General features: G+C 62.6%; 13 protein-coding genes. All 13 read right to left on the bottom strand.

Going from position 1 to position 15,619, the window contains the following annotated elements:
• Positions 1-3: 3 nt before the first annotated feature.
• The 13 genes from ACK1U9_RS03030 to flgB all read right to left on the bottom strand — a co-directional run bounded on the left by ACK1U9_RS03030 (position 4) and on the right by flgB (position 15,358).
• Positions 4-3,579 (bottom strand): glycosyltransferase, encoded by a 3,576-nt coding sequence (locus tag ACK1U9_RS03030; RefSeq protein ID WP_108480455.1) that lies wholly within the window; start codon positions 3,577-3,579, stop codon positions 4-6.
• A gap of 76 nt (positions 3,580-3,655) precedes the next feature.
• Entirely contained in the window at positions 3,656-5,239 is a 1,584-nt protein-coding gene (locus tag ACK1U9_RS03025) for a flagellar hook-associated protein 3 (RefSeq protein WP_046614603.1), read from the bottom strand.
• Between the two features lie 13 nt (positions 5,240-5,252).
• Positions 5,253-7,286: a flagellar hook-associated protein FlgK gene (gene flgK, locus ACK1U9_RS03020; protein ID WP_108480456.1), complete on the bottom strand. Its 2,034-nt coding sequence runs from the start codon at positions 7,284-7,286 to the stop codon at positions 5,253-5,255.
• Between the two features lie 12 nt (positions 7,287-7,298).
• A complete protein-coding gene (gene flgJ / locus ACK1U9_RS03015) occupies positions 7,299-8,453 on the bottom strand; it encodes a flagellar assembly peptidoglycan hydrolase FlgJ (protein ID WP_046614605.1) in 1,155 nt (384 codons plus the stop codon).
• Positions 8,454-8,464: 11 nt separating this feature from the next.
• A complete protein-coding gene (locus ACK1U9_RS03010) occupies positions 8,465-9,574 on the bottom strand; it encodes a flagellar basal body P-ring protein FlgI (RefSeq protein WP_015271237.1) in 1,110 nt (369 codons plus the stop codon).
• Between the two features lie 12 nt (positions 9,575-9,586).
• Entirely contained in the window at positions 9,587-10,282 is a 696-nt protein-coding gene (gene flgH, locus ACK1U9_RS03005; RefSeq protein ID WP_015271238.1) for a flagellar basal body L-ring protein FlgH, read from the bottom strand.
• 50 nt (positions 10,283-10,332) lie between these two features.
• Positions 10,333-11,118: a flagellar basal-body rod protein FlgG gene (gene flgG, locus ACK1U9_RS03000; protein ID WP_015271239.1), complete on the bottom strand. Its 786-nt coding sequence runs from the start codon at positions 11,116-11,118 to the stop codon at positions 10,333-10,335.
• A 47-nt stretch (positions 11,119-11,165) separates the two neighbouring features.
• Complete coding sequence (locus tag ACK1U9_RS02995) at positions 11,166-11,906, bottom strand: flagellar basal body rod protein FlgF (RefSeq protein ID WP_015271240.1); 741 nt, start codon at positions 11,904-11,906, stop codon at positions 11,166-11,168.
• A gap of 230 nt (positions 11,907-12,136) precedes the next feature.
• On the bottom strand, positions 12,137-12,322 hold the full coding sequence (locus tag ACK1U9_RS02990) for a hypothetical protein (RefSeq protein ID WP_108480459.1): 186 nt from the start codon (positions 12,320-12,322) through the stop codon (positions 12,137-12,139).
• Between the two features lie 72 nt (positions 12,323-12,394).
• Complete coding sequence (flgE, locus tag ACK1U9_RS02985) at positions 12,395-13,750, bottom strand: flagellar hook protein FlgE (protein WP_046614607.1); 1,356 nt, start codon at positions 13,748-13,750, stop codon at positions 12,395-12,397.
• Between the two features lie 31 nt (positions 13,751-13,781).
• Positions 13,782-14,486 carry a flagellar hook assembly protein FlgD gene (flgD, locus tag ACK1U9_RS02980; RefSeq protein ID WP_085601608.1) on the bottom strand — a complete coding sequence of 235 codons (705 nt, stop codon included), beginning with the start codon at positions 14,484-14,486 and terminating at the stop codon, positions 13,782-13,784.
• 15 nt (positions 14,487-14,501) lie between these two features.
• Positions 14,502-14,945 carry a flagellar basal body rod protein FlgC gene (gene flgC / locus ACK1U9_RS02975; protein WP_003257260.1) on the bottom strand — a complete coding sequence of 148 codons (444 nt, stop codon included), beginning with the start codon at positions 14,943-14,945 and terminating at the stop codon, positions 14,502-14,504.
• A gap of 2 nt (positions 14,946-14,947) precedes the next feature.
• Positions 14,948-15,358 (bottom strand): flagellar basal body rod protein FlgB, encoded by a 411-nt coding sequence (flgB, locus tag ACK1U9_RS02970; protein WP_015271243.1) that lies wholly within the window; start codon positions 15,356-15,358, stop codon positions 14,948-14,950.
• Positions 15,359-15,619: the final 261 nt, after the last annotated feature.

Here is a 15,619-nt window from a genome sequence, read left to right as displayed (position 1 = left end):
GAATCAATCCGCCAGCCAGGCATTCGACCATTGCTGCAAATGCTGCGGCATCAGCACATAGTCCCGCAGCACCGTTTCGCGCAAGGCATCACCCTGGCGGTAGCTGGCCTGAGGGTCGGCCAGGTGCATGCGGATCGCATCCAGCCATTGTTCCGAGGTGTTGTTGCGAACCCGCGTGCAAGGCAGGTAGCCGTCATAGGCCTTGGTGTCGGTGCAAATCACCGGGAAACCGCACGCACCATACTCAAGCAGGCGCAAGTTGCTCTTGCAGTCGTTGAACAGGTTCTGTTCGAGCGGTGCCAGCGCCAGGTCAAGGTTGAGACTGGCCAGCTTCTGCGGGTACGACGCCAAGGGCACGCCTTTGTGGAATTCCTTCACATAAGGCCGCAGGATATCCGGGCACATGCCGAAGAATACCCAGTCGACCTCGTCGGCCAGGGCCTTGATGACGTCCAGCAACAGCTCCAGATCGCCCCGGTGGCTGGTGCCCCCCGCCCAGCCAACGCGTGGCCGCGCGCTAGTCTGGCGCTCGCTGGCCAGCCCGGCCCACAGCGGGGCGGCGAGCATGTTGGGGACTACCCGGATATCGTGGTGCATGCTCGACAGTGCATCAGCCAGCGGCTGGGTCGACACCACCACCCGGTCGCACAAGGCAATGCCTTGGCTGACCAGCTCGCGCATGTTGGCCGGTATGTTCCGGGCATGGGCGTTCTTTTCCGGCACCTCGATGATGTAGTCGTCGATCTCGTAGATGCGCCGGGCGTTCGACAGGCGCTTGAAGCGCGTCATTTCATCGATCGAATTGACCGTGTAGCGACACTGCAAGATCATCACATCGGGCTTCTCGCGTTCGATATCGATCATCTCCGGGGTACTGTAATCAAGCCGCCCCTGGATCCAGCCCGCACGCTCCAGCTCGGTGAACGGCTGTGCCACCCGGTAGTGACCGACCGCCGAGGTGTTGATCGGCAGCGCCAACACCGACGGCAGCACACGGCTGATGAACGGGTCCCAGCCACGACGCTGTCCGGCATCAAGGTTGAAGCTGGCCATCTTCAGGCTCAGGTTGCGGTTGTAGGCAGGGTCGCGGGCAACCTTGGCCAACCAGCGTTCATGGAAGATGTCCTTGTCCAGCACCTTGCGCTGGCTGTCGATCCGCACGTCGCGGGTCGAAGCGAAGCGCACGAGCACCGCAAGGGGTGTCCATACCGCCAGATAACCTTGCTCGCGGATGCGCAGACAGAGGTCGGCGTCCTGCAGGCCGCCCTTGAGTCCCTGCACATCGAAACCGCCCAGCGTGGCGAACAGCTCGCGGCGCACCAGCAGGCAGTCCAGGCTAAGCGCGCTCCAGTTCTGCACGGCATTGAGCCGGAGCATGTAGCCGCCGCTGTCAGCCGGCATGCCAACGAACGGGCTGCTGACGCCACCATGCAGCCCCAGGACCAGCCCGGCGCCAAAGATCTCGCCGCTTTGGGTACATAGCTTGGGCGCCACCACGCCGACCTCCGGGCGCTGGGCCTGAACCATCAACTGCTCCAGCCAGGGCCGGTCGAAGGCGGCGCAGGCGCTGTCGAGCATCAGCAGGTAGTCGCCACGGGCAGCCTCGCTGGCCTGGTTCAACTGCGCCAGCTGGCTGCCGCTGACCACCTCGATCACCCGCAATTGGCTGCTGCCCAGCCCCTGCATGGCCTGCAGCCATTGACGCAGGTCGGCAGGCGTATCCGGCGAGGCGATCAGCAGTACCTCGAATTGGCCATACTGGGTGTGTTCGAACAGGGACTCGACACAACGCATTGCCGCGCTCAGGTCGTCACCGAGCGTCACCAGGATCGAGACCAGGGCTTGCTCCGGGTGCCGGTACGCCACCCGGCACAACGACATGCCTTCGGCACCGACAACCTCGGCATCGACACCCAGGCGCCGCAGATGGGCTCGCACCACGCGTGGCGCCTGCTGCACGCAACGCGGGTCGCGCAGCCACTGGCCAAAGTCATGCTGGCAATGCACCAGGAGTTCGTCGATGTGCTCGATGACTTGCAGGCCCTGGCTTTCCGCCAGACGCCAGAGCAGGTCGTGGGGTGCCAGGGTATCGAAGTCCGTGTCGAAGCCGCCGACCTCGCGCAGCGCCGCACAGTTGAATGCCAGTACGCGTCCTACATACGGCAGGCTGCGCATCAGGTCGAGGTTGAAGTCCGGCTTGAAGATGGGGGTTGTCGGGCGCAGCCCGTCATGGCTACCTTCGTCGACATAGATACAGGCCCGCTCGCGAAGTGCCATGCGCTCGCCCATGATCGCCAGGGCATGGGGCACGAGGCGGTCGCCAGCGCGCAACAGCAATACCCAGTCGGCATCGCCGGCGCGTGTCAGGCGCGCCTGCAACTGGGCCAGGCCATTGCCTTGCACCAGCATGCGCTCAACCCCGACCGGGTGGCCTGCCAATTCCAGCGTCGCAGGCGCCAGCAGCCAGCAGCCAGCTGCGGAATAGGACTGCGCAGCAAGGCTGTCGAGGGTCGCGCGCAGGGCCAGTTCATCACCCGCCTCGGCCCAGATCACCGGGACGATACGCGGCTGCCGGGCCCACTGCTCGAAGCGCTTGGGCAGGGCCTTGAGCTGTGCAGCCGACAGGTCACGGCACTCCAGCCACTGGGCATACACCTCTTCAAACGACAGGCAGTCAGTGCCAACCTGCTGCGCCTGGCGGGCCTGCTGAGCCCCGTAAAGGCGGTTGAGTTCGTACTCGTCCCACTGCGCGCCCTGCTCGCCCTGGTACCGCTCCAGTGACAGATAGCGCACCCAGCCACTGGCTGGTGCGGCCTCGCTTGCCCGCGCAGCCAGCATTGCCTTTATCCAGTCGGTCTCGATCGGGAAGGCCAGGGTCATGCTTGCCTGGTGACTCAAACGTGCAGGGTGCAGACGCTCCATGCTGAGAAAGCGTGACAGATGCCCCAGATTGCCTCGGCGCATGAGGCAAATGTACAGCGCCATGTCCAGGCGCGCGGCAAACCCGCTGCCCTCCTGCACCAGCGCCGGCAGGAACTCGGCCACCAGGTCACGGCGCATCAGTGCATGGCTGAGGCCGCCGAACAGGTTGGGTGCGTTCGTCTCCAACGCTTCGAGCAAGTCGCTGCCCTTGACTACCGCATCCTCCGGGCACATCACTGCATTGAGCATGCGCGGCGGTAGCAAGGCATCGTCGGCTGCGCACAGCATGCGCTGGCAGATGGTCATGCTGACATCGGCATGCTGTTCCATGACCGCGGCCTGCAGGCCGACACATTCAGGGAACAGTCGGTCGTCGTCACAGAGAAACTTGATCAGCGGCCCTTCAGCATGCTCCAGGCACGCCAGCAGGTTGCGGGCGAACCCAAGGGTCTGTGGGTTGCGCACGTAGCGTACCGGCTTGCCGGTCTGGCTCACTACCTCGTCGACGATACGCTGGATCTCCAGGCCACGGCTGTCATCGCAGACCAGCACCTCCAGTGTCGAGTAATCCTGGTTGAGCGCGCTGAGCAAGGTGGCGCGGAAAAACTCGGGGTTGAAGGCTGGGATGGCGATGCTGACGAGGGTCTGTTGATTCACGGCGAAGACCTTGAAGAGGTGGCGTGACCAGCACCGAATGGGCTGGCACACGCCGGATGACGCGAGAGAGGTGAAATCAGATGTAGTTGACCAACGACAGGCTGGCGACCTTGGCATAGGCCTGCAGCGACGCTTGCAGCATGTTGGTCTGCATCTGCAGGCGCAGCATCACTTCAGCCGGGTCGCTTTCGCGGATCGAGCTCTGGGTCTTGGTGTTCTCGGTGCTCAGCGCCTCGTTGGTTTCGGCCTGCACATCCAGCGCCTGGCCACGGCCGCCGATCGCACTGACCGACGACGACACCTGGTTGGTCGCACTGGCGATGTTGCCAACCGCCGAATCCAGCGCGGCGAGGAAGTTCTGCCGCGCCACCGGGTCGTTGTCCACCGGGCTGGTCAGTGCGGTACGCAGCTTGCCGATGGTGTCGAGGATGTTCTGGGTCTGGTGGGTATCGACCTTGACTGCGAACGAGTCCCCGGCATTCGGCGCACCGGACAGCTCGAAGCTGACCCCTGCCGCGGTGGCGGTGGTGCCGTTCGGCCCGCCCAGTGCACCCGATGCCACCGGGCGGCTGTCAGCAGTGACCGGTGCGGCGTATAGCTCGAAGGTGCTGCTGCCGGTGAACTTGAGTACCGCGCCACCGCCAGGGAAAGCGGCCTTGTAGGCAGCCTCATCGGTGATGGTCGCGCCCGTCACTTGCTCGGAAGAGGTATTGCCGGGGCTACGGGTGCCGGAAACCTCATCGGCCTTGGAACTCAGGCTGAACGTATGCCCTGCGATAGCGGCATCTTCATTACCCTTGTCGCCATCCTTGAAGGTGATGTCCAGGCGCAGATCGACACCGCGGAAGCTGATGCTGGTGTTGTCGCCATTGGGGTCGAACTTGCCGCCCTGGCTGGCCTCGAGCGTGACGTCATTGCCGTCGACGTCGGTGATCTTGTATTCGGTGCTGCTGAGGAATTCGATGGTGTACGGCTCGCCACTGCGGAAGCGATCGTTGTACAGGCTGTTGCCGGAGACCTGGCCGTTGGACAGGCTGACGCGGCCATCGTCGGTCGCCGGCGCGGTCAGGCTGGTCTGGCTGCGGCTGGTGTTCAGCGCCTGCTCGAAGGCATCGTAGCCGGTTTCATTGGCCGCCAGGCTGAGCATGTCACCCACCTGCAGGTTGAGCTTGCCCTGGTCGCCCTGGTAGCTGTAGGTGCCATCGGCATTGCGCGCGTAAGGCGGGGTATCGCCCTTGGAGCCAGAGAAGATGTACTTGCCGTTCTCGTCCTTGCTGTTCATCAAGGAGAACAGCTGGTCTTCCAGCGACGCCAGTTCGTCGGCGTTGGCCTTGCGGTCGGCATCGGTGAATGTACCGTTGCCAGAACTCACCGCCAGCTCGTTGACCCGCTGCAGGATGGTGCCGATGGAGTTGAGGGTGCTTTCGGCAGTGCCCAAGGCATTGCGCACGTTGACGATGTTGCTGCTGTACTGCTTCAGCATGTTCTGCTGCTGCTCCAGCTGCAGCAGGCGCGCCGCCCCCACCGGGTCATCCTTGGCCGAACGCACGCGAATGCCATCGCTTGCCTCCTGCTGGCTCTTCACCGTCTTGGCAAAGTTGCTCTGGTAGTTGGCCTGGTTGGTGTTGTAGAACTGCGAAGTAGAGATGCGTACGCTCACGATCTACGGCTCCTTAAAGACTGTTGATCAGGGTGGCGAAGGTTTCCTGGGCCGCCTTGATGATCTGCGACGACGCGGTGTAGTACTGCTGGAACTTGATCAGGTTGCCGGTCTCTTCATCGATCGACACACCCGACAGGCCGTTGCGGCTTTCCACAGCAGAGGTATGCAAGGCTGTGGTTGCATCGCTGTCCATCTGCGCCTGGCCGGCCTTGCCGCCAACGTTGGAGACCAGCTTGGCGTAGGCATCGGTGAAGCTGATGCCCTTGCCGTTGGCGCCAACCTCGACCGTGGACTTGGTCTGCAGGTCGATCACCGACAAGGCGTTGCGGTTGTCCGCCGAACCTGCGCCGGTCAGCGCCACGGTATAGCTGTCGCCGTTCTTCGGTGCGCCGGAAACGCTCATCTCGAAGGTGAAATTGCCGCCCAGCGAATTGCCGCTGCCATCGACCATCGGCACCGACAGCTGCAACTTGTTCTCCTGGCCAGGCACGATGGTGCCGCTGCCGATCTCGGTACCCTTGGCGTCGTACATCTTGTAGGCCTGAGGCGAACTGGTGTCATCGCCGAACACCAGCTTGACCGGGGTCGAATACTTCAGGCCAGTCTGCAATTGCGAACGTTGGGCGGCATCGTAGATGTCCATCTCCGAGGTCAGCGTCGGCTGAGTGATGACGCCGGTACCTTTGTTGCCCGATCCGCTGGTGGCGGTCAGCGGCGAAGCCAAGGCCAGGCGCTTTGGGTCGGTCAGGACAGTGTCGATGCCTGCGGCCGCATTGCGGGTCGGGGTGATCTTGAAGCTGTCGCCAGCACTCAGGCCGCCACCATTGAGCGACAGGGTGAACCCGTCGATCACCGGGGGCGGGGTGTCGGTGAGGTCGAAACTGCCCATGTCGGTGCCTTCTGGCAGCTTGCGCACGCTGTAGCCAGTGGCGCTGGTGAAGGTCACCTGGTAATCGCTGGTGCTGAGCTTGCCAGTGTCCTTGATGGTCACATCGAGGTTGCCGGAACCTGCGCTGTTGCCGGTCTTGGCGACACTACGCTGGCTGATGGCCGCGGCGCTGTTGATATCGCCGAACAGGGTGGCACCGAAGTCACCATTCCTGTCGATGCCCTGGGCCAGCTGGCTGTTGATCGCATCGGCTACTACCAAGGCCACGCGACCGAGCTCGTTGAGCGCCGGGTCGAGGGTATCCTTGCGGTAGCGGATCAGGCCGCCGAGCTCACCACCGGTAGTGCTGCTGGTGATGTCCATCTTGGTCGAGCCGCGATTGAGGATCAGGCTCATGCGAGTCGGGTCGGTGGCGCTCGGCTGCACACCGATGGTCTGGGTGGTGTTGCCCAGCACCAGGGCCTGGCCGTTCTTCAGGTAGATGTCGTAGTTGCCGTTCTTCTGCTCTACAACATCGGCACCGATCAGCGCCGACAACTCGCGCACCGCGCCGTCGCGCTGGTCGAGCAGGTCGTTGGGCTGGCCATTGACGGCCGTCATCTTGGAGATCTGGCCGTTGAGGTCGGCAATCGACTTGGTCAGCGCGTTGACCTTGTCAGCGATCGACGCCATGTTGGCATTGATGTCGCTGTTCTGCTGGTTGAGCTGCGCCGACAGGGTGTTGAAGCGCTTGGCCAGGGACTGCGCGCTGGTCAGCAGCAGTTGGCGCGAGGCGTCCTCGGTCGGCTTGGCCGCAGCATCCTGCATGGCGCTGAAGAAGCTTTTCAGTGCAGCGGTGATACCGGTGTCGCTGCTCGACAGGGCGGTATCCAGCGGCGTGATCTGGTTCAGGTACGAGGTGGCATCGCTGCTCAGCGAGGTGGTGCTGCGCAGCTGGTTCTCGAGGAACGCGTTATAGACCCTGCGCACATCCGCCAAGGTAGTACCGCTGCCAATGAACACCTGGCCGACTTGCTGGCCGCCCTTGGTCTTCTGCACGTTCTGCTGGCGCGAGTAGCTTTCGACATCGGCGTTGGCGATGTTGTTACCGAGGGTGTACATCCCCGATTGCGCGGCGCCAAGCCCCGACATACCAATGTTGATCAGACTCGCCATGGTTCCATGCCCTTAAAGTTTCGTTGCGGTACCGAGCATTGCGTAGTGCTCGTACGACTTCATCTGTCTTGCGATCTGCGAGATCTTGCTGGCGTAATTCGGGTCGGTGGCGTACCCGGCCTTTTGCAACTCTTGCACGAACTGCTCTGGTTTATCGGCGGCCTTCACCGCATCTTGATAGCGCGAATTGTTCTGCAGCAGGCTGACCAGGTCGTGGAAGCTGTCCTGGTAGGAATCGTAGGAGCGGAACGCCGCTGTCTCCTTGACGAACTGGCCATCGCGGAACTCGCTGGTGATCGCACGCGCCTCGCCACCCTCCCAGTTGCCGGTTGCCTTGATGCCGAACAGGTTGTGGCTGCTGCTGCCATCGGTGTTGCGCATGACCGACTTGCCCCAGCCGGTTTCCAGGGCGGCCTGCGCAACCAGGTAGCGTGGGTCGATACCGATGCGCTTGGCTGCCTGCTCGGCCATCGGCAGCATGGTGGCGACGAATTCGTCGCTGTCGGCAAAGGCCTTTTTCGGTGCCAGCGGTGGCTGGGCCACGGCGCGCCCGAGGATGCGCAAGCCGTTATCCGGCACGGCGAAGGCCTTGGCCACTTGCTGGCCGTCACGGGCCGGCACGGCTGCGGTATTGGTGCTGGCCGCCGACGGCACGATGCCGGCCATCAGGCGGTCGGTGAGCTTGCTCGGCAGCGCCAGGCGTCGTGAATTGAGCGCGGCGACGTCGTTGCGGGTGGCAGTCGACTGCACGGCATGCACGGGCTCGGCCACCTTGTTGCCCCACAACGTCGGTGCATTGCCCTCGATACGCGGAAACGGGCTGGTGTTGGCCGGCGTGCCCTTGTTCTTCGACAGCTGGCGCACCAGTACGTCCTGCAGCCCGATGCCGCCACCTTCGCGGGACATGCTCACGGCCAACTGCTGGTCGTACATGTCGCGGTACTGCTTCACCGTTTCGGTGTTCATCGGGTTGTCGTCGGCCAGCACGTCGCTAGCCTTGCGCGAGGCCTTGAGCATTTCGCTGATGAACAGCGACTCGAACTCCTGGGCCACCTTGCGCACGTTGGCATCGCTGTCGCGGTCGCCATGCTTGAGCGAGCTCAGGCGATTGAGGTCGGTGTAGGCGCCGCTGTCGGCACTGCCAGAAACCAGGCTTTTGCTGTTCATGCGCGCCGTCCTCAGATCACGATCAGGTCGGCCTGCAAGGCGCCGGCCTGTTTCAGGGCTTCGAGGATGGCCATCAGGTCGCTGGGCGCTGCGCCCACCTGGTTCACCGCGCGGACGATTTCATCCAGCGTGGTGCCCGGGCCGAACTTGAACATCGGCTTGGCTTCCTGCTCGGCGTTGACCCGCGAGCGCGGCACAACGGCGGTCTGGCCATTGGAGAACGGCCCCGGCTGGCTGACGATCGGGTCTTCGGTAATGGTCACGGTCAGGCTGCCGTGGGTCACTGCGGCCGGCGACACCTTGACGTTCTGCCCAATGACGATGGTGCCGGTGCGCGAGTTGATGATGACCTTGGCGACTGCCTGGCCAGGGTCGATCTCGAGGTTCTCGAGGATCGACAGGTAGTCCACGCGCTGGCTCGGGTCCATCGGCGCAGTGACACGCACCGAACCGCCGTCCACGGCCTGGGCCACGCCCGGGCCGAGCAGGTCGTTGACCTTGTCGACAATGCGCTTGGCGGTGGTGAAGTCGGGGCGATTGAGGTTCAGGGTCAGGCTGTTGCCCTGGTTGAAGCCGCTCGGCACTGCACGCTCGACGGTAGCACCGCCAGGGATACGACCGGCCGACGGAACGTTGACGGTGATCTTCGAACCGTCACGGCCCTCGGCATCGAAGCCACCCACCACCAGGTTGCCCTGGGCCACGGCATAGACGTTGCCATCGATACCCTTGAGCGGGGTCATCAGCAGGCTGCCGCCGCGCAGGCTCTTGGAGTTACCGATCGAGGACACGGTAATGTCCACCACCTGGCCTGGCTTGGCGAACGCCGGCAGGTCGGCATGCACCGACACTGCAGCAACGTTCTTCAGCTGCACGTTGCCGGAGCCGGCCGGCACCTTGATGCCGAACTGCGACAGCATGTTGTTGAAGGTCTGCAGGGTGAACGGCGTCTGGGTGGTCTGGTCACCCGTGCCGTTGAGCCCCACCACCAGGCCGTAGCCGATCAGCTGGTTGGAGCGCACGCCAGAAATGCTGGCGATGTCCTTCAGGCGCTCGGCCTGGGCGCCAAAGGCACAGGACAGGAGCAGGGTTGCGGCAATCAGCTGCCTCACGTTGAACATGGTCATCCGTACTCAGAAAGGCCAAAGCGGGCTGATGAAGAAGCGGTCCAGCCACCCGGGCTGGCTGGCATCGGCGAACGAGCCGGTACCGGAATAGGTAATGCGCGCATCGGCCACACGGGTGGACGGCACGGTGTTGTCGGTGGCGATGTCATCGGCGCGGATCATGCCGGCAATGCGCACCAGCTCTTCACCGGTGTTCAGGGTCAGCCACTTCTCGCCGCGCACGGCGATGATGCCGTTGGGCAGCACTTCGGCCACGGTCACGGTGATCGAACCGGTCAGGGTGTTGCCCTGAGTGGCCTTGCTGTCACCCTTGGTGGCGCGCTCGCCGCTGTAGCCGGCCTCCAGCGACAGGTCACCACTGCCGAACGGGTTGTTGGTGTTCGGCGTGGTGCCGAACAACGATGTCAGGCCGATGTTGGCGTTGCTGTTTTTCTGGATCTGCGAGCCGGCGTTCTTGCTGGCCGATGTGCGCTCGTTGAGGGTGATGGTGATGATGTCACCCACCCGGAAAGCCTTGCGGTCGCTGTACAGGTTCTGCTCGAAGCCGGCCTGGTAGATCGAACCGTTGTTGGCCGCTGCCGGCAACGGGGTGCGCGGCAGTACCGGCGCGTAGTACGGGTCGTTGGGCTTGGGCGTCGGCGCGACGCAACCTGCCAGCAACACCGCCCCCCCCAGGGCGAAAACGGACAACAGACGATTCATGACGCTTACCTCACGGGTGCAACGGAGTGACGGGGTTAGAGCTGCCTGCTTCAGAGCTGTTGAGTAACGAACGACAGCATCTGGTCAGCGGTGGAAATGACCTTGGAGTTCATCTCGTAGGCACGCTGGGTGGTGATCATGTTCACCAGCTCTTCCACGGTGCTGACGTTGGAGTTTTCCAGGGTCTGCTGCAGGGTGGTGCCGAAACCGTTCAGGCCCGGGGTGCCGACTTGCGGCGCGCCACTGGCGGCGGTCTCGAGGAACAGGTTGTCGCCAATCGCCTGCAGGCCGGCCGGGTTGATGAAGTCGGCGGTCTGGATGTTGCCGATCACCTGCGCAGCCGGGTTGCCGGCGGTGGTGATCGACACGGTGCCGTCCTGGCCGACGGTGAAGGTCTGCGCGTCGTTCGGCACGACGATGGCAGGCTCCAGCGCAAAGCCGTTGGCGGTGACGATCTGGCCGTCGGAGTTCAGGTGGAAGGTACCGTCACGGGTGTACGAAACGGTGCCGTCCGGCTGCAATACCTGGAAGAAGCCACGACCGTTGACCGCCATGTCCAGCGGGTTTTCCGTGGTCTGCAGGCTACCGGTCTGGAAGTTCTTCTGGGTGCCGACAATGCGCACACCAGTACCGACCTGCAGGCCGGAAGGCAGCTCGCTATCCTGGGTGGACTGCGCGCCTGGCTGGCGTTTGATCTGGTACAGCAGGTCCTGGAACTCGGCGCGATCCCGTTTGAAGCCGGTGGTCGAGACGTTGGCCAGGTTGTTGGAGATGACCGTCAGGTTGGTGTCCTGGGCGGACAGGCCGGTTTTAGCGACCCAAAGAGCCGGAAGCATGTAAGTTCTCCTCGTGCGCCTGTTTTACGGCACCCGTTCAAAAGTGATTAGCCGATTTGCAAAACACGCGCCATGGCTTCGTCGCCTTCCTTGGCCGCGTTCATCATCTTGACGTGCAGTTCGAATTGACGGGACAGCGCCAGTACCGAAGTCATTTCTTCCACGGCGTTGACATTGCTGCCTTCCAGGAAGCCCGACACCACCCGTACGTTGACGTCGGCGTCGGCCGGTTGGCCGTCGCGGGTATGGATCAGGCCATCCAGGCCCTTGGTCAGGCCTTTGGTATCGGGGTTGACCAGCTTGATGCGGTCGACTTCGGCCATCACTCGCGGGTCTTCCCCCATGGAGCGGATGCTGATGGTGCCATCGGCGCCGACTTCGACCTTCTGCTCTGGCGGAATCGCAATCGGGCCGCCGTTGCCGATTACCGGCATGCCGTTGCCGGCACGCAGCACACCGAGGGCATCGATGTTCAGGCTGCCGGTGCGTACGTAGGCTTCACTGCCATCGGGCGCCTGCACGGCGATGAAGCCCTTGCCGGTCACCGTCACATCCAGATCGCGGCCGGTTTCCACCATAGGACCTTCGCTGAAGTCGGTGGCCGGGCGCTCGGTCATGGCAAAGGCGCGCGACGGAAAGCTGTCGCCGAACACCGGCATCGAGCGAGCCTGCTCCAGGTCTCGCTGGAAACCGTTGGTGGAAATGTTCGCCAGGTTGTTGGCGTGCGCCTTCTGCGCCAGCGCATTCTGGCTGGCACCGGTCATGGCCACGTAAAGCATCTTGTCCACAGTCATCCTCCATTGCACTGGCGGTCGTTTGCCGCTCGCCGTTGCTATGCGAGCTAGAAAGCAAGTTCCGAACCAACTTTGCGAAATCATGAAAAAGCCCGTGGATACGGGCTTTCGAGGGGGCAGTCGGTGTGTTGGACGCCGGTTATCCGGCGCTTGGTTGCCGATGGCGGCAAACCTGTACCGGCCTCTTCGCGGGTGAACCCGCGAAGAGGCCGGTACAGGTTTATTCAAGGCTCGCGGCAACCACCATTGCTGTAAGGCCCGGCGAATTTCTTCCAGCCCTCCCCCGGCGGCCATTGCGAGCAGACCAGGCGCCCATCCACCTGGCTTTCCCAGCGCCACCAGGGCGCCGTACCGGCCTGGGCCTGGTACAGGCAAAAAGCAGCGAACAATGTGACAACCAGCCTTTTCATGACCCCTCCGGCAAAGACGACGAACCCCTTCATGACAAAGGGGTTCGCCCACATGCACTCAGCCAGCGACCATCAGGCCATCTGGATGACGGTCTGCATGATGGTGCTTTCAGTGGAGATAGTCTTGGCGTTCGCCTGGTAGTTGCTCTGCGCCTTGATCAGCTCTACCAGCTCCTGCGTCAGGTTCACGTTCGAGCCTTCCAGCGCGTTGGACTCGACGCTGCCCAGGGTACCTGTCTTCGGCGCATCGATGCCCGGGATACCGGACGTGTAGGTTTCGGTCCAGCGGGTACCACCAATCTGCTGCAGGCCCTGCTCGTTGGCGAAACTGGCCAGGGCCACCTGGCCAATGGCGCGGGATTGCTGGTTGCTGAAGCTGGCGAACAGCACACCCGTCGAGTCGATGCTCAGGCTCGACAGGATACCGGTCGCGTAGCCGTCCTGGGACTGCGACATGCGCGCGGTCTCGGTGTTGTAGGAGGTGGTGCTGTTCATCGCCAGGCGCATGCCATCGGCATTGCCCACCGCGCCGTTGGAGATCCAGTTACCCGCAGAATCTTCAACCGCCGGCACCCAGCCAGTCATGGTGAAGGTGTTGTTGGTCACGGTGAACGACGAGCCCGCCGGGTGGCCGGTATTGTCCGCAGTCATGCTCTTGACCGAACCATCGCTGTTGAAGCTGATGGTGCCAGTCAGCGGCGCGGTGGAGGATGGCGAAAACGGGTTGCGCCCATCGACCAGGGTGTACATGGTCCACTCATTGGTGCCAGTCTTGCGATAGAACTGCTCCATGGTGTGCTCGTTACCCTGGCTGTCGTACACCTTGGTCGGGAAAGACTTGGTGTAAGTCGTCTGATCGGAAGGATCGAACGGCAGGTTCGGCACCATCGCGCCAGTACCATCATCCACTTCCAACGGAATGTCGGCGGCCGAAGAGTTCAGGTTGATGCCCTGGTCGATCAGGGACGTTGCCTTTGGCTGCAGCGACGACGTATCGATCTGCAGATCGGTCAGCACACCCTTCTGGATCTTGCCAGTCGAGTCGGCGGCATAGCCCTGCAGGCGCAGGCCATCCGAGGTAACCACGAAGTTGTCCTTGCTGGCCTGGAAAGCACCCGCACGGGTGTACACGCGCGAGCCGTTATCAGACAGCACGAAGAAGCCCTGCCCCTGAATCCCCATGTCCAGCACGTTGCCGGTGGTATTGACGTCACCCTGGGTGAACTGCTGGGAAACAGCTGCCAGGCGCACGCCGTTACCTACCTGGTTCTTGCCCACGCCCAGGCGGTTGGAACCTGCATAGACATCGGCGAACTCGGCACGCGACGACTTGAAGCCGTTGGTGTTGACGTTGGCGATGTTGTTGCCAGTGACATCCAGTTGCTTGTTTGCTGCGTACAGACCGCTAAGGCCGATATTGAAAGACATGAATTCGCTCCTTTTGCCGCTCTAGCGGGCCTTAGATACCGATGGTTTGCACGTCGGAGAGGGACACTTTGCCGACACCGGCGAGGTTGAGCACCATTTCGCCGGCGGCACTGAAACTGACGCTGGTCACCTTGGCTGGCAACAGCGTGTTCATCTGCACCGACTTGCCATCCACCGTGGTGGTGGCAGTGAAGGTGTAGGTACCAGGGTCGACTTTTTCGCCACTGTTGTTGGTACCGTCCCAGATGAAGTCGGCGTAACCGGCTTTCTGTTCACCCAGCTCGATGGTCTTGACGGTATTGCCGTCCTTGTCCTTGATGGTGATCTTCGCTTCACCGATGGCTTGTGGTACGACGAACTGCGCATTGAAGCTTTCTGCGGTGTCGACCACGGCCTTGTCGTTCTGCACCACCACCGAACGCCCGACCAGCGACGATGCCTGCAGGGCCTGGGACGAGGCCATGGCGCTGGTGATGGAGTTGACCGATTCGTTCAGCGAGGTAATGCCTTCCAGGCTGCTGAACTGCGCCAACTGGGCAACGAATTCACCGTTGTCCTGTGGGTCCAGCGGGTTCTGGTGCTGCATCTGGGTGACCAGCAATTGCAGGAACGCGTCCTTGCCGAGCGAGTCGTTGCCGGTCTTGGATGCGGTGTCCGTGGTCTTCTTGGTGCTGGTACCTACACCCGACGCCGCCAGCACGTCGTTGAGGTTCACACCGTTGGTATCGATTGCCATGGTCTGGTTTCCTTATCACTGACCGAGGGTCAGGACCTTCTGCATCATGGCCTTGGCCGTGTTCATCAGCTCGGCATTGGTCTGGAACGCGCGGCTGGCGGAGATCATGTCAGCCATCTCCTCAACCACGTTGACGTTCGGGTAGTAGACGTAGCCATCCTTGTTCGCCGCCGGGTGGTTGGGCTCGTAACGGGCCTCCAGGTTGCTCTGGTCCTCAACGATGCCTTTTACCTGCACGCCCTGCCCTGCCTCGCCCTGGTCTTCGAACAGCGACTGGCTGCCGCCGGCCTGCGCGTCCTGGAAGGTGGTGGCGAACACCGGGTGGCGGGCGCGGTAGGTCTGGTCGATGCTCGAGGAAACGGTCTCGGCGTTGGCGATGTTGGACGCAACGGTGTTCAGGCGCGTGTTCTGCGCACTCATGCCGCTACCGGCAATATTGAAGACACTGGAAAGGGACATGGTCATTCTCCCCGCAGGGCCGAAACCAGCCCTTTGAATTTACTGTTGAGCAAGGTGAAGCTGGCCTGGAAGCCGACGGCGTTTTCGGTGTAGTTCGATTGCTCGATCTGCGCGTCCACGGTGTTCTGGTCGATCGACGGCTGCGTTGGCGTGCGGTACTTGAGGGTATCGTCAGCCATGGCCAGGCCCTCGGCCTCGATATGGCGGCTGTTGGTACGATCCAGGCTGAAACGGCCGCCGCTTTGCTGCTTGTCGCTTTCGGCAGCGAGCACCGAGGCGAAGTCCATGTCGCGCGCCTTGTAGTTGGGCGTGTCGGCGTTGGCGATGTTGTTGGCCAGCACTTCGGCACGCTGAGCGCGGAAGCCCAGGGCCTTTTCGTGAATACCAAGCGCCTTGTCGAAACTGATGCTCATGTCGGGGAAACCTTCGGAGGTTGACCGGAATATCGTTGGGCAAGGTATAGCAAGTGCTGTGCCAACCAACAGAAACCCCGGAAATACGGGCTTGCAGGGCGAGATGCTGCCAGAGTGATGCCAGAAAAGCGGCAAAGGCCTTCCGCCTTGGGCGGCGAAAGCGGCAATTGCCGGGCGGCAAAAGCGGCAAAACAAAAAATTGACGTCAGCATTTCTCCTGTGCCGGCCTCTTCGCGGGCAAACCCGCTCCCACAAGGTTCT

It is taken from the genome of Pseudomonas sp. XP1 (assembly GCF_053557675.1).
The sequence above is the reverse complement of the archived record's forward strand: the minus strand, read 5'-3'. Positions and strand labels throughout refer to the sequence as shown.